Annotated in this window: 20 protein-coding genes; 14 read left to right on the top strand and 6 right to left on the bottom strand. The window is 39.0% G+C overall.

The features are described 5' to 3' along the window. Positions 1-157: 157 nt before the first annotated feature. From BM212_RS05415 to spxB, 6 genes are all read left to right on the top strand, one after another. The gene (locus tag BM212_RS05415) at positions 158-1,477 is read left to right on the top strand and encodes an IS1380 family transposase (RefSeq protein WP_056947192.1); all 1,320 of its coding nucleotides are present in this window, start codon (positions 158-160) and stop codon (positions 1,475-1,477) included. Between the two features lie 528 nt (positions 1,478-2,005). Then, positions 2,006-2,941, top strand: coding sequence for an ABC transporter ATP-binding protein (locus BM212_RS05420; RefSeq protein ID WP_091897041.1), 936 nt, complete (start codon positions 2,006-2,008; stop codon positions 2,939-2,941). Continuing rightward, positions 2,934-3,704, top strand: a complete 771-nt coding sequence (locus BM212_RS05425) for an ABC transporter permease (RefSeq protein WP_091897045.1) — start codon at positions 2,934-2,936, stop codon at positions 3,702-3,704. Before BM212_RS05420 ends, BM212_RS05425 begins: the two co-directional genes overlap by 8 nt. Positions 3,705-3,880: 176 nt before the next feature. Beyond that, the gene (locus BM212_RS05430; protein WP_091897049.1) at positions 3,881-4,510 is read left to right on the top strand and encodes a nitroreductase family protein; all 630 of its coding nucleotides are present in this window, start codon (positions 3,881-3,883) and stop codon (positions 4,508-4,510) included. Between the two features lie 416 nt (positions 4,511-4,926). Further along, positions 4,927-5,925 carry an adenosine deaminase gene (gene add / locus BM212_RS05435; RefSeq protein WP_091897052.1) on the top strand — a complete coding sequence of 333 codons (999 nt, stop codon included), beginning with the start codon at positions 4,927-4,929 and terminating at the stop codon, positions 5,923-5,925. Between the two features lie 628 nt (positions 5,926-6,553). Next, a complete protein-coding gene (spxB, locus tag BM212_RS05440; RefSeq protein ID WP_091897055.1) occupies positions 6,554-8,392 on the top strand; it encodes a pyruvate oxidase in 1,839 nt (612 codons plus the stop codon). A 91-nt stretch (positions 8,393-8,483) separates the two neighbouring features. On the opposite strand, the gene msrA is transcribed toward spxB, so the two are convergent. Further along, positions 8,484-9,317: a peptide-methionine (S)-S-oxide reductase MsrA gene (gene msrA, locus BM212_RS05445; RefSeq protein ID WP_072693412.1), complete on the bottom strand. Its 834-nt coding sequence runs from the start codon at positions 9,315-9,317 to the stop codon at positions 8,484-8,486. Positions 9,318-9,854: 537 nt separating this feature from the next. Here msrA and BM212_RS05450 point away from each other — a divergent pair. The 6 genes from BM212_RS05450 (at position 9,855) to BM212_RS05475 (ending at position 15,411) form a co-directional block, all read left to right on the top strand. Further along, complete coding sequence (locus BM212_RS05450; protein ID WP_072693411.1) at positions 9,855-10,787, top strand: ABC transporter ATP-binding protein; 933 nt, start codon at positions 9,855-9,857, stop codon at positions 10,785-10,787. Continuing rightward, a complete protein-coding gene (locus BM212_RS05455) occupies positions 10,780-11,550 on the top strand; it encodes an ABC transporter permease (protein WP_072693410.1) in 771 nt (256 codons plus the stop codon). Before BM212_RS05450 ends, BM212_RS05455 begins: the two co-directional genes overlap by 8 nt. Before the next feature lie 322 nt (positions 11,551-11,872). Further along, positions 11,873-13,324 carry a UDP-N-acetylmuramoyl-L-alanyl-D-glutamate--2,6-diaminopimelate ligase gene (locus BM212_RS05460; protein ID WP_072693409.1) on the top strand — a complete coding sequence of 484 codons (1,452 nt, stop codon included), beginning with the start codon at positions 11,873-11,875 and terminating at the stop codon, positions 13,322-13,324. Further along, positions 13,308-13,655: a hypothetical protein gene (locus BM212_RS05465; RefSeq protein WP_072693408.1), complete on the top strand. Its 348-nt coding sequence runs from the start codon at positions 13,308-13,310 to the stop codon at positions 13,653-13,655. The genes BM212_RS05460 and BM212_RS05465 overlap by 17 nt, the downstream gene beginning before the upstream one ends. 124 nt (positions 13,656-13,779) lie before the next feature. Beyond that, positions 13,780-14,226: a DUF4385 domain-containing protein gene (locus tag BM212_RS05470; RefSeq protein ID WP_072693407.1), complete on the top strand. Its 447-nt coding sequence runs from the start codon at positions 13,780-13,782 to the stop codon at positions 14,224-14,226. Positions 14,227-14,406: 180 nt separating this feature from the next. Then, on the top strand, positions 14,407-15,411 hold the full coding sequence (locus BM212_RS05475; protein ID WP_080147274.1) for a tRNA dihydrouridine synthase: 1,005 nt from the start codon (positions 14,407-14,409) through the stop codon (positions 15,409-15,411). 105 nt (positions 15,412-15,516) lie between these two features. Here the strand turns inward: BM212_RS05475 and map are convergent, their stop codons facing one another. Continuing rightward, positions 15,517-16,257: a type I methionyl aminopeptidase gene (gene map, locus BM212_RS05480; RefSeq protein WP_091897058.1), complete on the bottom strand. Its 741-nt coding sequence runs from the start codon at positions 16,255-16,257 to the stop codon at positions 15,517-15,519. Between the two features lie 273 nt (positions 16,258-16,530). Here map and BM212_RS05485 point away from each other — a divergent pair, with 273 nt between their 5' ends. After that, the gene (locus BM212_RS05485) at positions 16,531-17,400 is read left to right on the top strand and encodes an AraC family transcriptional regulator (protein WP_091897061.1); all 870 of its coding nucleotides are present in this window, start codon (positions 16,531-16,533) and stop codon (positions 17,398-17,400) included. Positions 17,401-17,512: 112 nt separating this feature from the next. On the opposite strand, the gene BM212_RS05490 is transcribed toward BM212_RS05485, so the two are convergent. Beyond that, positions 17,513-18,145 carry a YczE/YyaS/YitT family protein gene (locus BM212_RS05490; protein WP_072695907.1) on the bottom strand — a complete coding sequence of 211 codons (633 nt, stop codon included), beginning with the start codon at positions 18,143-18,145 and terminating at the stop codon, positions 17,513-17,515. A gap of 254 nt (positions 18,146-18,399) precedes the next feature. Here BM212_RS05490 and BM212_RS05495 point away from each other — a divergent pair, with 254 nt between their 5' ends. Beyond that, positions 18,400-18,978, top strand: a complete 579-nt coding sequence (locus BM212_RS05495) for a uracil-DNA glycosylase family protein (protein ID WP_072693403.1) — start codon at positions 18,400-18,402, stop codon at positions 18,976-18,978. Between the two features lie 96 nt (positions 18,979-19,074). On the opposite strand, the gene BM212_RS05500 is transcribed toward BM212_RS05495, so the two are convergent. From BM212_RS05500 to BM212_RS05510, 3 genes are all read right to left on the bottom strand, one after another. Then, positions 19,075-19,917: an SDR family NAD(P)-dependent oxidoreductase gene (locus tag BM212_RS05500; protein ID WP_072693402.1), complete on the bottom strand. Its 843-nt coding sequence runs from the start codon at positions 19,915-19,917 to the stop codon at positions 19,075-19,077. Between the two features lie 257 nt (positions 19,918-20,174). Continuing rightward, a complete protein-coding gene (locus BM212_RS05505; protein ID WP_091897064.1) occupies positions 20,175-20,432 on the bottom strand; it encodes a hypothetical protein in 258 nt (85 codons plus the stop codon). Continuing rightward, the gene (locus BM212_RS05510) at positions 20,413-20,649 is read right to left on the bottom strand and encodes a helix-turn-helix transcriptional regulator (RefSeq protein ID WP_218149690.1); all 237 of its coding nucleotides are present in this window, start codon (positions 20,647-20,649) and stop codon (positions 20,413-20,415) included. Before BM212_RS05510 ends, BM212_RS05505 begins: the two co-directional genes overlap by 20 nt. Positions 20,650-20,782: the final 133 nt, after the last annotated feature.

Raw genomic sequence — 20,782 nt, forward strand, 5'->3', positions numbered from 1 at the left:
CCTGAATAATTCATACTTTTTAATTGAAACCGTCTGAAACTGCCTAACGGCAGTCTGATAATTACTTTTTTATTTTCACCCCTTAAGTGATGAAAAAAGAACCCCATTCTGCTATGGTAAAGGTGACGAAACCAACCATAAGAAAGGAGTTCTTCTCATGACTAGATTACACGAAAATCAAGTTAAATTCAATTCAAATATCACTATTTCACATACTGGTGGTCGTCTATCAAGTGATTCGGGGTTAGTCCTGGTTAAAGAATTGATGAATACCTTCGGCTTTTCACAATTAGCTAAACAATGGCTCCATATCACAGATCATCGGGCTTATTTTACCCATCATAACTTAGCGATATTGGAACAGCTTATTATGCAGTTAATTGCTGGTTACTCGGCAGACTCATCAGCTAATCTATTAAGACAGGATCCAGTCTTTCAAGCTGTACTCGGTAAAAAGCAGTTGGCCTCACAATCGTCAATCTCACGGTTTCTGGATCGTTTCACCGAGGAGAACATCGATCAACTCCAAGCATTAAATCAGTCGCTGATTAATAAAGCGCGTTTGATTCGCAATGATACCGAGTTAATCATTGATGTCGATTCCACACATTCGGATACCTTTGGACGCCAAGAACAAACAGATTATAATGCCCATTATCAAACCTACGGCTATCACCCATTAGTTGCCTTTGACGGACTGACCGGAGATTTCTTAAAAGCTGAACTGCGTTCAGGCAATCAGTACACATCTAAAGGGGTAAAAGCTTTTATCGCCCCGCTGTTATACCAATACAAGAGCACGTTACCTCATACCGAGATATTGGTTCGGGGGGACAGCGGCTTCGCCACACCAGAGGTGTATGAGTCTTGTGAAGCAACTGAAAGCCAGTACGTTATCCGATTAAAGAGCAATCGGAGGTTAAGTCAGTTAGCTGAACACTCTGTTCTTTACGGGGACAATCAAGAATGGGAAGAGCGAGAAGTGCAGTATTTTTCACTACCTTATCAAGCACAATCCTGGTCGAAACCCCGTCGTGTCTGTATACGTTCCGTCCGTGAAGGAGGAGAATTGCTTTTTCATCATGCGTTTATTGTGACTAATCTATCCGACAACGTCTCGCCTGAAGTCATATTTTCTCTTTACGGCAAGCGTGGAACAATGGAAAATTTCATCAAAGAAGCGAAAGGTGGCTTTTACTTCGATAAAACAGATAGCCCGCGTTTCTTAGAAAATCATGTCAGAATGATGATCAGTGTCCTTGCATACAACCTCGTCAATTTTTTAAAAACCATTGGTTTTGATAAAGTGAACCAGGGCATGACGATCCATTCCATCCGGCTGACATTGCTTAAAGTAGCCGGTAAACTTGTTCAAACTGGGAGACAGGTCTATCTCAAACTGTCAAGCTATCATGTGTATCAAACTGAATTTTATAAGGTTTTTGAACGCCTGCGGCGATCCAAACAATGGATTTAGACTAGTTATCACACAAATTTTTAAACCGATTTTTTTCAAGGGATTCGTCTGCCCTTAAATAGACAAATTTTTTTATTATGACCTTCTTCCGTAGGCATCCTGTTCGAAAACACATTATTTTGGAAGGAAGTATCTGCCTAATTTAAAAATGGGCAATTTCTTCAAAAAAAAAGCTTGAATTTAGATCTATGAATTATTCAGGTAAACATATATAGTTGCAGGCTTTCAGAAATTTGATTATTAGAACCAATTATAATAAAGCAAAGCTTTATTAAATCTGTAGGGATATTTTAATTAGTAACTCCCTGTAAAGTAAATCTCAACTTACAAAAGATAAAAAGTAATAAAGGGCAAAAATATTTTTTGTTTAGATAATAAGTAGGATTTGAATGAAATTTATACATTTATTCTATGTATTCAATATTCAGTTCGTTTACTTACTAAAAATGAGAAAATACCTTTTTTTAATAATTATCAGCAGATCCATGATAAAATAAAGCATCACATTTATAAGGGGATCATTATTAAATGACAAATGCACTTGAGATAAAAGATTTAAAAAAAGTCTATGCCTCAGGCGTCGAGGCGCTGCGGGGTATTGATTTAACTGTAGAAGAAGGGGATTTTTATGCGCTTTTAGGTCCTAATGGTGCTGGGAAATCAACAACAATTGGAATTATTACTTCACTCGTCAATAAAACTTCTGGAAAAGTAAAGGTTTTCGACTATGATCTGGATTCTGATCTGGTACGTATGAAACAGCAGATTGGTCTAGTTCCTCAAGAATTTAACTTTAATCCATTTGAAACAGTTCAACAAATCGTTGTCAATCAGGCTGGTTATTACGGTGTTTCACGTAAAGAGGCAATGGAGCGCAGCGAAAAATATCTTAAACAGTCGGATTTGTGGGAAAAGCGCAATGTTCGTGCTAGGATGCTTTCAGGGGGGATGAAACGTCGCTTGATGATTGCCCGTGCCTTGATGCATGAGCCGCGTTTGCTGATTTTAGATGAACCAACAGCGGGAGTGGACATCGAATTAAGACGGGAGATGTGGACTTTCCTGAGAGAATTGAATAGAAATGGAACAACGATTATCCTGACGACACATTACCTGGAAGAAGCAGAAATGCTTTGTCGTAATATCGGAATCATCCAGTCAGGTGAACTGATTGAAAATACCAGCATGAAATCCCTGCTGGCAAAACTCCAGTTTGAAACATTTATCTTTGATTTAGCACCTTCTACTAATAAGCCTGAAATCACTGGATATACGAGTTACCTCGAAGATGAAAATACACTTGTTGTAGAAGTCGAACGTAACCAGGGAATCAATGAACTATTTGAGCAGCTTAGTAAAAAAGGAATAAAAGTTCTTTCTATGCGTAATAAATCAAACAGATTAGAAGAGCTATTCTTGAAAATCACAGAAGAAAAACATCCAGTGGAGGAAAAAAATGTTTAATCTTTATTTTACAGCTTTAAAAAGTCTGGCAGTAAAAGAAACTAATCGTTATTTGCGTATTTGGGTACAAACGTTAGTGCCGCCAGTAATCACAACATCGCTATATTTTGTTATCTTTGGAAATCTGATTGGAGGACGAATCGGTCAGATGGAAGGATTCTCCTATATGGAATTTATCGTTCCTGGACTAATTATGATGTCTGTCATTACCAGTTCTTATTCCAATGTATCGTCATCATTTTTCTCTCAGAAATTTCAGAAGAATATTGAAGAATTATTGATTGCACCGGTACCAACCCATGTCATCATGTGGGGATTCGTCTTTGGGGGACTAGGAAGGAGTATTCTAGTAGGCATATTAGTTACTGTTATTTCTCTATTCTTTGTACCGCTTCAGGTTTATTCCTGGTTGATTATTATTCTGACATTGCTTATGACATCCATTTTATTCTCGTTAGCAGGATTATTAAATGGAATCTTCGCTCAGTCATTTGATGATGTATCCATTGTACCGACTTTTGTGTTACAGCCTTTAACTTATCTTGGAGGGGTCTTTTACTCTATCTCTATGTTACCACCGTTCTGGCAGACAATTTCAAAAGTTAATCCGATCGTTTATATGATTTCTGGGTTCCGTTACGGATTTCTAGGTGTGATTGATGTGCCAATCATGGTATCTATGGGAATACTAGTCATTTTTATCATAGCATTATATGCGATTTGCTGGTACTTGATTGAAAGAGGCCGAGGGTTAAGAAGTTAACTGAAAAGATTCTGTATTAATGCTGATTTTGAGTAGCTTTATGTTCGAAATCAGCTGTTTTTAAAATAATTGGTTAAAAAATTTTCTAAAATGTTAAGATAGTTCGGTAGTTCTTAGAAGCAAAGCAATTATCACAGTAAACAAAGAAATGACTCAATTAAAAAAGAGGTTTTAAGATGACAATGAATAACGATTTTTCAGATATAATTTTTAACAGAAAATCGATTCGGGTATATGATGAAAAGGTTAAAATTTCTCATGAAGAAATGCTGGAGATGATTCAAGAGTCAACAACGGCTCCTTCATCAGTTAACATGCAGCCGTGGCGTTTTGTAGTTGTAGAAACTGAAGAAGAGAAAGCAAATCTGAGACCACTGATTCGTTTTAATAAAAGACAGAATGATACCTCATCAGCAATGGTTCTGATTTTTGGTGATATGCAGTGCTACGAATATGGGGAACAAATTTATAATAGAGCAGTAGCAGAAGGGAAAATGTCTCCGGAAGTTCGAGATGAACAGTTAGCTGTAATCATTCCGCATTATAAAAACTTTACAAGACAAAGAATGAGGGATGTTATAAAAGTTGATTCAAGCTTAGCAGCGATGCAGTTCATGCTTGTTGCCCGCAGTCATGGATACGATACAAACCCAATTGGTGGCTTTGAACATAATCTTCTGGCAGGAGCATTTGGATTAGACAAGGACCGATACATTCCAGTAATGATAATATCGATTGGAAAAGCTGTAGAGGCAGGCTATAATTCAATACGATTAGATGCAGAGAAGATTACGACTTTCACATAGAAAGAATCTATTATTCAGTTAGGGTAGAATTTTGTAATAGTCAATCAACTGCAGATGGATTTAATATCATTTTCTAGTTTCAATAATTAAAATGAACGAAAACGAACACATAGAAAGCAAAGGTAATCAGTTCGAGTCTTGTAAAAGCATCTTTCATAGGAGAGATGCTTTTTTACATAAATTGTATAAATAATCTTTTTTTCTATATACATTTACAGATATTTTAAAGGGACGATTATTCGTTTATAAATGTTTAAAATTATTTATTAAAGTGAAATAATTATAAAACAGAAAATAAAAGCGAATGATTTTGTTAGAATATACAAATAAAATTTGTTAATGAGTGAAGTAATCTGATATGATAGTCTTTAAAATATAGTTCAAAGGTAAAAGGAACTGAAAGCAGGAGAGTAATAATGAATAGAGAGTGGATTAAATCATTACCGAAGGTAGAATTGCATTGTCATCTAGACGGATCTATACCTATAGAGACTTTAAAAGAATTGGCTGAAGAAGCAGGATTACCAGAGAATTGGATGAATCATGCTGTGGCACCAGCAGTATGTGCCGATCTAAATGATTATTTGTCCACTTTTGATGCTGTTTTACCTGTTCTGCAAAGTGAAGATAATCTGACGAAAGCAGCTTATGCAGTTGCAAGAGCAGCACATCAGGAAAATGTGGTTTATCTGGAAATGAGATTTGGACCATTGCTGCATCAGAGAGAAGGGTTAACGACCAGACAAGTTATCGAAGCAGTCTGCAAAGGTATAGAGCAGGCAACCGCTGAATTTCCTATCATCGTTACTATTCTAGCATGTGCTTTGCGCCATCACTCAGAAGAAAGAAATACTCAACTGTTCGAAGAGATACACAACCTGCAGGTAGAACTAGTGAGTGGAATCGATGTAGCTGGAGATGAAGGGAATTTTCCAAATGAATGCGTTGAGTCTGCTGTTAGAACTGGAGTGGCATCGGGTATGCAGTTGACGATGCATTCAGGAGAAACAGGTAGTTATGAGAATGTACTAACTGCGATAGCATTAGGAGCGACACGAATCGGACATGGCGTAGCTATACAAAATAATGTTGATGCCATTGCGAGTGTTAAGGACAGAGATATCCTTCTTGAGCTCTGCCCAACCAGTAACTTGCAGACAGGCGCTGTCACTGGCTGGGAAGATTATCCGCTTAGAACGTTTTTGGATCAAAATGTACCGATCAGTATCAACACAGATAATCGCACTGTCTCTGATACGACTTTGACGGATGAATTCATGTTATGTGCAGAACATTTTCAATTAACTGCTCAGGAAATCAAAGAGTTGAATATAACAGCAATGCAGCATGCGTTTACCAGCGATGAAGTGAAACAGTCGGTCATAGATAAAATTGACCGCTTTCGAAATAAATAAATTTATCTAATATACTGATGATATCATGCTTAAGAACTGCTCCTAGAATATTTTCTAGGAGTAGTTTTATGTTTAAGGGATACGATTGTTATCTTCATACAAGAAAACAGGTCATACATTACATAAATTATTTCATCTCAAATATCTATAGAATGATACAGTGAGCGCGATAAAAAATAAAACTCAATGCGACTTCTGTTAATAAAATTAGATTTTTTGAAACAGCCTTAATTATTAAAATCTATAGCATATTAGTAGAGTTATTTTAGAGTGAGTTTGGATAATAACATTCTAAAAGTCAGATTTGAAAGTTCGACTTTTGGGTTTTTAATGAAATTTACAGAAGAAGTCTTAGAAAAAATGTTAGTCTTTTTCTAAACATATTCCTTTGATTCGCTCAGGGAATGACTAAATAGATTGTGTTTCTTACTAAACAGACTAGATTCATTACGATATGGTGCTGCAAATTCAAAATAATTGAATGAAAAACTGAGTGGGTGTAAGGTAAGGGATGTAAGGAGAAGAGTTTATTTTCTCATGATGATAGTTTAGCTTAATTAATAAGCTAGACTACTGAATATATACTAATAATGAAGAATTTTTTTAATGACAGGAGGAATGGAGAATTATGAATAAACAAACTGGTAAAATCGAAGCAGGGGTTGCCGCGATCAAGGTATTAGAAAACTGGGGAGTAGAACAGATCTACGGAATACCGGCAGGATCTTTGAACTCTTGGATGGATGCCTTGAAGCATGAAGAAACGAATATGGACTTTATCCAAGTGCGTCATGAAGAAGTCGGAGCATTGGCCGCATCCATGCAGTATAAATTTAATGGGAAAATTGGAGTAGCTTTAGGATCAGGTGGACCGGGTGCGACGCATTTAATGAACGGGCTATATGATGCACGCGAAGACGGGGTACCCATGCTGGCGATTATTGGACAACGTGCTGAGAATGAGATTAATATGGATGCTTTTCAAGAAATGAATCACAATCCGGTATTTGCGGATGTTGCAGTTTATAATCGACGAGTAGCGTATCCGGAACAATTACCGAAAATAATCGATGAAGCAATTCGAACAGCGATTACGCGTAATGGAGTAGCCTGCGTGGAGGTACCGGTCAGTTATGGCTGGGTCGAAATTGAAGAAGACAGCTGGTATTCATCCGCAAGTGCTCACCGTGAATTACCATATCCAGTTCCAGATGAAAAAGATATCGAGGCAGCAGTTGAAATTCTGGAAAATGCGGAGCGTCCCGTTATTTATGCCGGAATCGGAACACGCGGTAATGGGGAAGCTGTTATGGAATTATCTCGCAAGCTGAAAGCACCCGTAGCTGTTACAGGAATCAATTACGATACATTCCCGCATGATTTTGAGGCATTACTTGGTTCTGCTAACCGGGTTGCTAGAAAACCGGCAGTAGAAGTGTTTGAAGAAGCAGATGCCGTACTGTTTGCTGGAAGTAACTATCCGTTTACTGAAGTGACGGGTGTATTTGATCACGTTAAGAAATTTATCCAAATCGATATAGATCCATATAAACTAGGAAAAAGACATCCAGTCGATGCATCGATTCTGGGAGATGCAGGCGCAGCAATTCGTTCTATTACAGATAAAATCTCTGAGAAACCAGAGAGCGGCTGGTATCGTGCAAACTTGAATAATATCAAAAACTGGGCTGCTTATATCAATAAGCTGGAAAATAAAACAGAAGGCAAATTACAAGTCTATCAAGCCTACAAAGCAATCAATAAAGTGGCAGATGAAGATGCCATCTATTCTACAGATGTTGGGAATACCACACAAACTTCTATCCGTCATTTGAAAATGACACCGAAGAATATGTGGAGAACATCAGGCGTATTCGCGACAATGGGAAATGGGCTACCTGGTGCCATTGCCGCCAAGAAAAATTTCCCGGATAGACAAGTATGGGATCTGACTGGTGAAGGTGCATTTGCGATGGTGATGCAAGACATTATCACGACTGTTCAGCATAAACTGCCGAGCATTCATGTTGTATTCTCAAATGACGAGTATGCGTTTATCAAAGCAGAACAGGAAGACACTAACCATTATTACTATGGTGTCGATTTTCAGTCAGCTGATTATGCCAAAGTCGGCGAAGGGCTGGGTGCTGTCGGATTCACGGTAAGAGAAATCAGTGAGCTCGAGGAAGTCTTCCAGAAAGCTGTTGAGCTGGAAAAATCAGGACGTACTGTGGTCATCGATTTAAAAGTCAGTGACGACCGTCCGATTCCAGTAGAAAAACTGAAACTGGATCCGAAATTATATTCAGAAGAAGATATCAATCAATTTAAAGAACGTTATGAAGCAGAAGAGCTCGTCCCGTTCAGTCAATTCCTGGAACAAGAAGGATTAGACGTGCATGTGCATAAACGCAGAGGGAATAATGGATTAAAAGAATCAAACGTAGATACTGAAGAACAGATTTAAATCTATTTTATTTTAAAAGGATAGAATGAGTAAAGGACGCTGGGATTTTTCACCAACGTCCTTTTTGCTTGTATTAAAATCATGGGTTAAGCTATTTTCTGAACCGTTTGAGTCCGTAGTATAGTTTGGCTTGCAGCCGTCTAAAGAACAGAAACTGTTTATGAGATTTCCACATGCCTTTATGCCGCTTTGGGTTCTTCTTATAAAACTGCTGATGATAATTTTCAGCCGGCCAGAAGGTTCCGGCGGATTTGATTTCAGTCACGATCGGCTGTTTGAACGTATGAGATTCCTCCAGCTGCAGCTTGGAACGTTCAGCGGTCAACCGCTGTTCTTCATCTTTGACAAAGATGATTGAACGATACTGTTCCCCGCGGTCCTGGAACTGACCGGAAGCATCTGTTGGATCCGTTAATTTCCAGAAAATGTCCAACAGTTCTTCATATTCAATCAACCGTTTATCAAAAAGGATTTCCACGGCTTCTACATGACCGGTATACTGACCCACTACCTGGTCATAGTTGGGGTTCTCAAAATCTCCTCCGGTATATCCGGATAAGACAGATAGGATTCCATTCCGTTCTTCAAAGGGTTCGACCATGCACCAGAAACAGCCTCCAGCAAAGGTAGCCGAATCCTGATATTCTGCACTCTCAAGCTGATGGTTGGAGAAATCAAATGAACCAACCGTCGAATCATTTCCCGTGATCTGGTTATAAAAATCCATCACGTCCGGCGTTAGATTGTTCCTTAAAGCCAGCGGACGCAATTGAGCCTCAATTTCTGCCAAGTGGCGGTTCAGATTTCTATCGTCATCTAACGTATCTTTAGCAGACTGCAGTATAGAACGCTCAAAGTTCCGAGTCGCCGGATTCAGAATAAGGTTGTACAGCGTATTGAGTAACGTTTCCTGATCAGGTTTCATTTCAACCTCCACCTCTGGTTCAAGTTTGCTCCTTCTGTTAGTAAAAGGTGGACTAAGTATAGCATAACGAATTGTATAGCAAGTACATCTCTGCAGTTTGTTTTTCTAAAATTCTATTATATTTCGTTCGTTAGCGACTAGGTTTGATGACTGTGCGGTACCAAAGTGATCGCAATCTCCATATTAGAACCAGTTCGTGCGCGTATTCCAGATTAACTGGTTCCAAAAAGGATATTGCGACTAGTTCTGACAACTGTGCTGCAAGGAAGTGGTCGCAATCCCCCTATTAGAACCAGTTCGTGCAAGTATTTCAGATTAACTAGTTCCAAAAGAGATATTGCAACTAGTTCTGCCGACTGTGCTGCACGGAAGTGGTCTCATTCTCCTTAAAAAGAAATACTGACAGTAAAGAGGATTGAATATAGTAATTCCTCTGCCGTTAAATGAAAATAATAATCCGATTAATGATCTTTTATACAAATAATAAGTCATTCCATGTTAAAATAAAGCATCAAAGTTTAAGGAGATTGTTCGTACATGACATATGCACTAGAAATAAAAGACTTGAGAAAAGTCTATGGAACCGGGGTTGAAGCTCTGCGAGGCATTGACCTGACCGTAGAAGAAGGAGACTTCTATGCGCTATTAGGTCCAAACGGTGCCGGAAAATCAACAACAATCGGTATTATTACCTCACTCGTGAATAAGACTTCTGGAAAGGTAAATGTACTTGGGTATGATTTGGATACGGATTTAGTCCGCTTAAAACAACAGATTGGATTAGTGCCGCAGGAATTCAACTTCAATCCATTTGAGACCGTACAACAGATCGTCGTCAATCAAGCGGGATATTATGGTGTATCGCGTAAAGAAGCGTTGAAGCGCAGTGAAAAATACTTGAAGCAATCTGACTTGTGGGAAAAACGGAATGAACGTGCTCGTATGCTGTCTGGCGGAATGAAGCGGCGTTTGATGATTGCACGCGCATTGATGCATGAACCTCGTTTACTGATATTAGATGAACCGACAGCGGGCGTGGATATCGAGCTGCGCCGGGAAATGTGGACTTTCCTGAAAGAATTGAATCAGAACGGAACCACCATTATCCTGACGACCCATTATCTGGAAGAAGCAGAAATGCTGTGCCGCAATATCGGAATCATTCAAAAAGGCGAACTGATTGAAAATACCACCATGAAATCACTGCTTGCAAAACTGCAGTTTGAAACGTTCATTTTTGATCTGGACGATCATACTCAGGCACCCGAGATCAAAGGGTATACTAGCACGCTGGTAGATGAAAATACACTTGAAGTTGAAGTGGAGCGGAATCAGGGAATCAATGAGGTCTTCAACCAGCTTACACAACAAGGAATAAAAGTTCTTTCGATGCGGAATAAATCCAATCGTTTAGAAGAACTGTTCCTGAAGATCACAGAAGAAAATCAAGTGGAGGCTGCACATGTTTAATCTTTATTTAACCGCACTGAAAAGTCTGGCGGTCAAGGAAACAAACCGCTATTTGCGTATCTGGGTACAGACATTAGTACCACCAGTTATCACAACATCACTATACTTTGTTATTTTCGGAAATTTGATCGGAGAACGAATTGGACAGATGGAAGGCTTCTCTTACATGGAATTTATCGTTCCGGGTCTGATCATGATGTCTGTCATTACCAGTTCTTATTCCAATGTTTCTTCATCATTTTTCTCTCAAAAGTTTCAGAAGAATATTGAAGAACTGCTGATTGCGCCAGTACCGACACATGTCATTATGTGGGGATTCGTGATTGGCGGACTCGGCAGAAGTATACTTGTTGGTACACTGGTAACGATCATTTCACTCTTGTTTGTACCGCTTCAAGTGTACTCCTGGTTTATGGTCATTCTAACACTATTAATGACCTCGACATTATTTTCATTAGCAGGATTGCTGAACGGAATTTTTGCTCAATCATTCGATGATGTATCGATCGTACCAACATTTGTCTTACAACCGCTGACTTATCTAGGTGGAGTATTCTACGCGATCTCGACACTACCGCCATTCTGGCAGACAGTTTCTCAGGTCAATCCGATCGTTTATATGGTTTCAGGATTCCGTTACGGATTCCTTGGCGTAATCGACGTACCTGTTTTACTATCAATAGCTATTCTCATCATATTCATCGTAGTATTGTATGCAATCTGCTGGTACCTGATTGAAAAAGGCCGCGGATTGAGAAGTTAATAATAGAAAAGCTGGTTCTGAACAAACTCCTGTTCAAAATCAGCTTTTTATTTTACCTGCAGCTTTAAATGATTAATTTTGTTGCAGCAGTTATATGCAAATCATGATGACAAATTAACTCATTAAATGATGAATTTAAGTATTTAAACTGAACTGCAAATTATATGTATAAAGTTGTTCTTGTTATTTATTTCTTTTAGTTGAAGTAAAGACTTTTTTACTTTATCGTTAGGAATGTAAAAAAAGTAAGTTACAACCATATTGTTTTAATAAAAATAAAGGAATATTGATTATAGATTTATTAAGGTTAAGGAGAAGGAAGATGGAACTCTACAAGTTATCAAAGCTCAGCTCTGTTACTGAACTTCAAAACTCGACAGAAAATAAGGATATCACAGGGATAACAGAAAGTTCTACTAAAGTAAAAGCAGGGTATCTGTTTATTGCAGTAAAAGGACATGAAGTGGATGGTCATGATTTTATAGAGGAAGCAGTCGAACGAGGCGCTGCTGTTGTGATTGGAGAATATCCGGCTGAACAGATTTCTGTTCCTTATATTCAAGTAGATAATTCAAGAAAAGTATTAGGTCAGTTGGCTGCGGCTTTTTATGGATTCCCCAGCCGCGATAAATTAGTTATAGGGGTTACAGGTACGAATGGAAAAACAACGACATCATTATTTATTCAGCACTTATTGAAAAAAATAGGCTATCGGGTAAGTTACTTTGGGACAATTTTCAATGAAGTAAATGGTGTTCGAACTAAAAGTGCATTGACTACTCCGCCATCATGCTTCATTCAAGAACAGTTATCGCAATCTGATGATGAAGCAGTAGTCATTGAAGTTTCCTCTCAAGGCTTAGCTCAGCACCGTATGGAAGGTCTAGAATTCGACTATGCGTTATTTATGAATTTGCAACATGATCACTTAGATTATCACAATACAATGGAAGACTATTTTTATTCAAAAAAACGATTATTCTCATATTTGAAAAGCAATGGGAAAGCCATCGTCTATACAGACGATGACTGGGGAATGAAACTTAAAAACTTGTTAGAACAAGAAGGTCAGGAAGTACTGACAGTCGGAAGTAAGAATAATGCTAATATTCAAATAGATGAAATTCTAAAGACGAATGGTATGATATCAATAGAACAGGATACTTATAAGGTGAAATCTCCGCTGCCAGGAACTTATAATGTAATCAATACAATAATGGCAGGATCAGTTGTTTATGATATGGGTAAGTCATTTGATCAAGTAAATGATTGGATACAAGATATTGAACAGATAGCGGGAAGATTTGAGAGCTATTTAATAAAGGATGAAGTCTATTCAGTAGTCGATTATGCTCATACTGCTGAAGCTGTAGATCTGCTGCTGAAAACGGTAAGGGAAATTTATCCAAAGTATCATCTGATCCATATTTTTGGATTTAGAGGAAATAGAGATATAACGAAACGAAATAAAATGATTGAGGTCTCTTCTAAAAGAAGCGACAAAACGATTTTAACTTTAGACGATTTGAACAAAGTACCTGAAGAAGAAATGAAAGAAGAGTATAAAAAATATCTAGATAAGAGTATTGTCGTAGAAATGGATCGAACGCGTGCTGTTTATAAAGCTGCAGCTGCAGCTGCTGGCCCGACGATCATCGTCGTAACAGGTAAAGGACATGAAACTTACCAACAACACTTTGAATTAGGAACTGCTACAGATACAGAGACAGTCAAATTGATAAGAAAACAATTGAAAAATGAAGAATATTGTTGAATCCAGCATCCAGCTCTCGACACGCAGTGAAAGATACTCTCCAATTGGAAAGTATCTTTTTTCTTGTCTTCCTGATTTTTTCGCGCTGACGTACATCCATACTGGCTTTTACACTTTGATCCAATTCGTCTTGCCTGAGCACAAAATCGGTCAGTTGATGACGGCTTTCACTACATTGAAATCTACAATGGAACTGGCGACTGTCGCTGCGGTAAGCGGATTGGGTAATTTTTGTGATATAAGACTCGTGCTGATAGAGACGGAGCTAGTAGTGGTGGGCATTGTCATTATTATTTTTCTATCACTGATTAAAATAAGGAAAGCTGAATGAGTATCTATACAGTTGCTATTATCACTATCTTGTCACAAGGTCTCTTACTCAATCATTCTGCTGCTGGATGATATGATGAAAATACGAGTAAAAAATATCAGATGAGTGAAAAGAGGAATGGCATATGGCTTTTAACTATGATTTGGACTTCGACAAAATTGATTTTCGCGAGCAACCCGAGCTGTATAGAATCGGACGCGGCGAGCAGGGTGTACTGATGGTCGAGCCGTACAAAGGTGAGATCCTGCCGCACTGGCGCTTCAAGACACCTGAGATTGCCAAGAAATCATCTGAAAAAATTTATCAAATGTATCTGGATTACAAAGAAGCAGAGGACTTTGTCGGAATGGATATGGCCAGGAAATTTTTGCAGATGGGCTATACCCGCTCGCGCCGCTATGCAAACTATAAAGGCGGGAAAAAATACGACGAGAACGGTGAAGTAAAAGAGCGGGAAATCAATGAAGAAAAAGCTGAGTCAGCAGCAATCTTTGAGGAAAAGTGGAAGATTGTCCGCGAAGATAAAGCATACCTGGAAATGAAAAGGGCTCATCAGAAAAAGTATGGTTGATTGTTCACTTCATTATACTTCCTTATAAAAGTCAATCGACTTATTTATTCAAAGTTCATTTGACAAAATCGCTATAACAGCTAAAATAGATAGAGTTAGTCTAGGTAAATTGAAAGATGAACTTACCTATTTAAATGAACAGAATAGTGGATTTGAATAAGAAAGGATTCGTTATTAAATATGGAAAATAATTTTTGGAAAGACTTGCCGAAGCCGTTTTTCGTCTTGGCACCAATGGAGGATGTCACGGACGTTGTCTTCAGACATGTCATCGCTGAAGCCGGCAGACCGGATGTCTTTTTTACGGAGTTTACGAATACAGTGAGCTACTGCCACCCAGAAGGACGCAATAGTGTACGCGGACGTCTGACCTTTACAGAAGATGAACAACCGATCGTGGCGCATATCTGGGGAGACCAGCCGGAATTTTTCCGTGAAATGAGTATCGGGATGGCGGAAGCAGGTTTCAAAGGAATCGATATCAACATGGGCTGCCCGGTACCGAACGTGGCTAAAAAAGGAAAAGGAAGCGGTCTGATCAAGCGTCCAGAAGTCGCTGCTGAACTGATTGAAGCAGCAAAAGCTGGAGGACTTCCAGTCAGCGTGAAAACAAGACTGGGTTATGCGAAGTTAGATGAGTGGCGCGAGTGGATTACACATTTGTTGAAACAAGATATCGTCAACTTGTCGATTCATTTAAGAACCAGAAATGAAATGAGCAAGTATGATGCACACTGGGAAATGATTGGAGATCTCAAGCAACTGAGAGACGAAATCGCTCCCGACACCTTACTTACGATTAATGGAGATATTCCTGACCGCAAAACCGGCTTGGAGCTGGTTGAAAAATACGGTGTCGACGGAGTCATGATTGGACGCGGAGTCTTCACAAATCCGCACGCTTTTGAAAAAGAACCTAGAGAGCACAGCGGCAAAGAACTGCTGGATCTTTTAAGAATGCATCTGGATTTGTTTGATCAGTATTCTGTTGAAGACGGACGTTCATTCAAACCGCTGCGTCGTTTCTTCAAAATCTACGTCCGCGGAATAAAAGGTGCCAGCGAGTTGAGAACAAAATTGATGGAAACCGTCACCACCAATGAGGTTCGTGCATTGTTAGACGAGTACGAAGCACATCATCCGGAAATACTAGAAGTACCAGAAAAAACGGTATCTGTAAAATAGTAATCAAAAAATAGGCTTCGCTGATTAAATGCCAGCAAAGCCTATTTTTTATTTTGTGATTTCAGTTAAAAAGCTCGCTTCAATCATCCAGAAAGTGTCTGCTGACTACAGCGTCGTAATGATTGGGCCAGATTTTGAAAGAATGATTGTATGCTCATATTGAGCGACATAGCTGTCTTTGACTAAAAAAGTCCATCCGTCATCGCCTTCAAAAACTTCTTCTTCAGAGGTAGAGATAAAAGGTTCCCATGCAATGACCATACCTTCTTTTAATAGCGTATCGTCATAACGAGTGTAGTAATTGAAAATATGGTTGGGTGATTCATGGATAGAACGCCCGATGCCGTGACCAGTCAGATTTTTGATGACGGTCAAGTTATGTTTTCTGGCAACATTATGTGCCGCTTTTCCGAGTCCGCTGGCGTTTGAACCAGGTTTTGCCTTTGCAAGTCCCGCTTCGAAAGCTTCTTTTACGACTTCACACACCTTATGTGCATCAGGATCCCCTTTTCCGACGACAAATGAAACACCCGTGTCCCCAAAGTAACCGTCTTTAGAACCGGAAACATCAATATTGACCAAGTCACCTTTTTGAATGATTCGATTACCAGGAATACCATGCGCTACTTCTTTATTTACGCTGATACAAGTATACCCGGGAAAGTTGTATTCTCCTTTAGGGGCAGACTGAGCTCCAGCCTTTTCAAAAAGGTCTTTTGCCATTTCATCCAGCTCGTTCGTCGTTATACCCGCTTTTGTATGCGCCACTAATGCGTCACGAATGGATCCGCAAATTTTGCCGATTTCTTTTAATCCATTAAAATCTTCTTCTGTTTTTGCTATCATGTTGTTTCCTCTATTCATTATTTTAATTTGGGGTATTTTGTCGGTTAAAGTGTATCATAAATCGAATGGTTCTATCAGGTATTTATTTTTTTGCTTATTAAACCTGGCGGATAGAATCATGTGTTCTGTTCAAATATCCAAAAGGCTTATTTATAAGACTATTCATTTTCCACACTATTCACATAAAAATGAGAAATACGACAGTTTTGCTTCTAAATGATCGAGTCATATCTCAGTGACTTTGTTATTATACAGTTATGAAAGGAGGAGACCATGTTAAAAGAACTGAATCAAGTAATTGACTATATTGAGGAGCATTTGACTGAAGATGACTCCCTTGAAAAACTATCGGAATATGCGGGGGTTTCTGATTATCACTTAAGGACGTTGTTCTTTCATTTATCTGGTATGACGGTTACTGAGTATATAAAAAACCGTAAATTAACAGAAGCCAACAAAGACTTATTGAATGGAGAAAAAGTAACAGTAGTGGCATTCAAGTATGGATACCAATCGCTTGATGGATTTACGCGAGCCTTTAAGAATTGGTGTGGGTTCTTACCATCAGATGTTCACAAAAAAGGGATGAGTAAATTTGTACCAAGACTATCTTTCTTCATTGATGTAAAAAGAGGCATTTCAATGAACTACCGAATCGAAGAAAAACCGGCATTTACCTTCGCAGGGGTCAGCAAACGAGTTCCAATGCAGTTTGAAGGCGTCAATAATGCAATTGTCGAGCTGGCTCAGAGTATTACAGAGAAGCAAAGGAAAGAAATGCATACTCTTCAAAATATAGAACCACGTGAAATTGTAAATGTGTCTTATGATGCTGACGAAAACTTTATGAAAGAGGAGGGAGAATTGACGCACTTGATTGGGGTAATGACAACCGAAAGTCAAATCAGCAACGATTTAGATACTATATTCGTTGAAGCTTGCACTTGGGCAGTATTTCCATGTGAAGGACCTTTTCCTTCAGTATTACAAGAAACCATGGCAAGAACTTACTCAGAGTGGCTGCCGGCTTCTGATTATGAATTGATTCAGGCACCGAATTTTTCATTTACTAAAATGGATGATCAGAAAAGTGGGTATGCGTACAGTGAAATATGGTTGCCAGTCAAGAAAATTACGAAGTAAACATAAAACGCAATAATAAATCAGTAAAAAAAGTATTTCTTTAAGGAGAAATACTTTTTTGCTTTTCATTCAATTTTAAATGGATACATCAGTATTTAGTCAGACAGCGCAGTTATTCTTCTACAGTAACATTTTCAACAATGGGCTGAAGGCGTTTGATGAAAAAGCCTAAAAGCGGGGCAAAGATCAGCATGCCGATTACAGTTCCTTCTCTTGCAGTCATCGGAACGCCAACTGATAAGGTCAGCAAGACAGTAAGGAGAACAGCGAGGACATCGACCATCTGCCGTATGACAGCGAAGCGGGTGTGAGTTTTTTCTGCCAGTGCCATACAAAAGCCTTCCAGCGGAAATGTGACGATATTCAGTGTCATAACCATACTTACCGCAAAAGCAGCCAAGACGGTTCCTGTTAAGAACAACAGCAAAGTAAATACATAGTGAGTTAAAGTCAGAGAAGCAAAGAGGGTATAGTAAAAATAATTAATTAAGACGCCTAGTAAAACGCTGACTGGAATTTGCAGCAGTTGTCTAGGCGGAAATGCGCTCTTTAATAAAAGCAGTTGTCCGAATACACAGGAAATATTTAAAATCATACCGATCGTGCCGACTTTTATGGCAGAAAGGTGCGCCAGAGACTGAGCGATGGCATCCCATGCGGCTAGACCAATAGCTGCTTTGATTGTCAGTGAAGCCGAAAATGCTACAAATACCATAGAGATTACCATCAAACTCAGTCTTTTCATCTGCTGCACGTTTATATCTCCTCATCATTCATTCATCGTTATTACAAGCTAAGTCTATCACAGTCAGGATATGATTTTAAGCTTTTATCGAAATGACCCTGTTATTTAATGATATACCGGATAGTGAAGCAGTAAATCAGTTGATCATTTAGTATAGAGCATCGAAATTTGTTATAGTGTAAAGAAAGCGATAGAATCAAGCAAATGAGATCAATTCAAAAGATAAAAAATAAAGCAAGGAGATCGTTAAGGAAATGACCACAATAGAAGCAATCAGACAAGAAATCATGGCGGATCCGATGAATGAAAGCTATACAAAGCGCGGCGTTCCTCCGTTGTTTAGTGCACCAAAAGAAGCCCGCATTGCAATCGTCGGCCAGGCACCAGGACGAAAAGCAGAAGAAACCCAAATGTTCTGGAATGATGCCAGCGGAGATAGACTGCGTGAGTGGATGGGTGTTTCTAGAGAATTTTTCTATAGTACGAATGAAATTGCTCATCTGCCGATGGATTTTTATTATCCTGGCAAAGCGAAATCAGGGGATGTTCCGCCCCGTAAAGGATTTGCTGAAAAATGGCATTCTCGTCTATTAGCAGAGATGCCGCATATTGAAACCATTATACTGATCGGCAGTTACGCTCAAAAATACTATCTGGGAAAACGCCGGGAGAAAAACTTGACCGAGACCGTTCGGAACTTTGAACAATATGCACCTGAATATTTACCGCTTGTTCATCCATCGCCGTTGAATTACGGATGGATGAAGCGGAATCCCTGGTTCGAAGAACAGGTATTGCCGGTTTTGAAAGAACAAGTGCTCAAAAGCTTATAAGCCTATATTAGGTAATAATGAGTGGAAAAGAGGATGATCACAAGATAAAAAAGTACGAGTTCACCCAAAATTTACAGTGAACGCGTACTTTTTGATTTAAAGGGCTTTAAGATCTAATTCTAGTAATGTGGCGTCGATAAATTCTCTGCGCATGATAAAGTCGCTCCCATACTGCTTGACGGCGGCGATTTTTCCCTCGTCTGAATAAACACCAGCATATTTTTCAGGATGATCAGCGGCTAAAATAATCGGCTGGGCACCTTCATCGACCGTCACGAATAAAGGATCCAGCAGCTTGAAGACAAAATCTCCAACTTTCTGACTGACGTTGTTTCTACCGATATTAGTTGAGACCATTCCCGGATGAACGGCAGTTGTTTTTAAGCCTTGTCGTGAATACTGTTCATGCAGTTCCTGTGCCAGATACAATGTTCCGAGTTTTGATCTGCCATATCCAGCGAGTGGATTAAAATGCTGCGGGCTGAAGAAGGGTCTTTTCATCGGGACAAATTTATAAGCACCAGAAGAAACCACTATGACTTGTTTGCTTTCACTATTCATAACCAGCGGCAGCAATTCATGCGTAAGTAAAAACGGTCCAAGATAGTTTGTTGCCATCATCAGCTCATAACCATCGCTGCTTTCTCTTTTTGTTGTAGAGACCATGCCGGCATTATTGATCAGACAGTCGATGTGATTCACTTGTTTATGAGTCGTTGCTGCAGCTGTTTTGACAGAAGATAAATCACTCAAGTCACATTCAATCAAGTCGACTCTTGCTTGCGGATTGATTTCAAATAACGCCTTCTTTAGCGCTTCTCCCTTAGTGAGATTTCTGCACAACAGCAGAACACGGTCATATTGCTTTACCAACACTTTGACCGCTGCTTGTCCAATACCAGAAGTTGGACCGGTAATAGCTAAAATAGATTCATACATAACATATTCATCCTTACTAATTGTTTTACTAGCTGTTTTATCTAGTATACCAAAAAGAATGCCACCTTTAAGCCAACGTGTCTTTTAGTCGTCATCCAGCTCGTCATCTCTTTTCTTTCTTAAACGAAAAACGTAATAAGCAGGGATAATACAGCAGATAAACAGTATTCCCGGCATAATGACGGCATTCATCCAGCTGAGGCCATCGATCACGGAATTGAGAATTCCGCTGACGATCACAAGCAGACTGATAATGATCAAGGTGATGATGAATCCTTTATTAGGAGAGGTATTTTCCTTTCCTGTTCTACACTAACAGTGGCTGATTGATAGGCAGCTATAATCCCTGTTATCACCAGTAAAAACCATAATGGCCGATCCGTCATTTCACTGAACCCTCTAGTGATCAAGTCGTAACCTAGTATCCCTAAAATTCCGACCATTTGAATCGCAAACAACACTCTGATCTGTTTTAGGTTTTTTAGTATAAGTCGCTCATCCGTGATTTTCTTCATGTTTCCGTTCCTCCTCGTTTATCCAGAACAGTTCATCCAATGTTTTATTGACGATGTGACAAATGTTCAGGCATAACTTTAGCGTCGGGTTATAACTTCCTTTTTCAATCAAACTGATTGTCTGACGAGTTACACCTGCTTTTTCCGCTAACTGCTGTTGCGTCAGGTTAACGGCTGCGCGTGCACTCTTTAAATGATTTTCCACAAACTGAATCATCCCTTCCATGTAATATATAGTGTACGTTGTACAGTATATATTACATTATTCAAGATATATATTCCGTGATTGATGAAAATTGATTCTAAAGGAGATCTGAATTAATATGTTTACAATCGTAAACGTATGTGAT

Source organism: Marinilactibacillus piezotolerans, from assembly GCF_900114235.1.
Taxonomy (GTDB): domain Bacteria; phylum Bacillota; class Bacilli; order Lactobacillales; family Carnobacteriaceae_A; genus Marinilactibacillus; species Marinilactibacillus piezotolerans.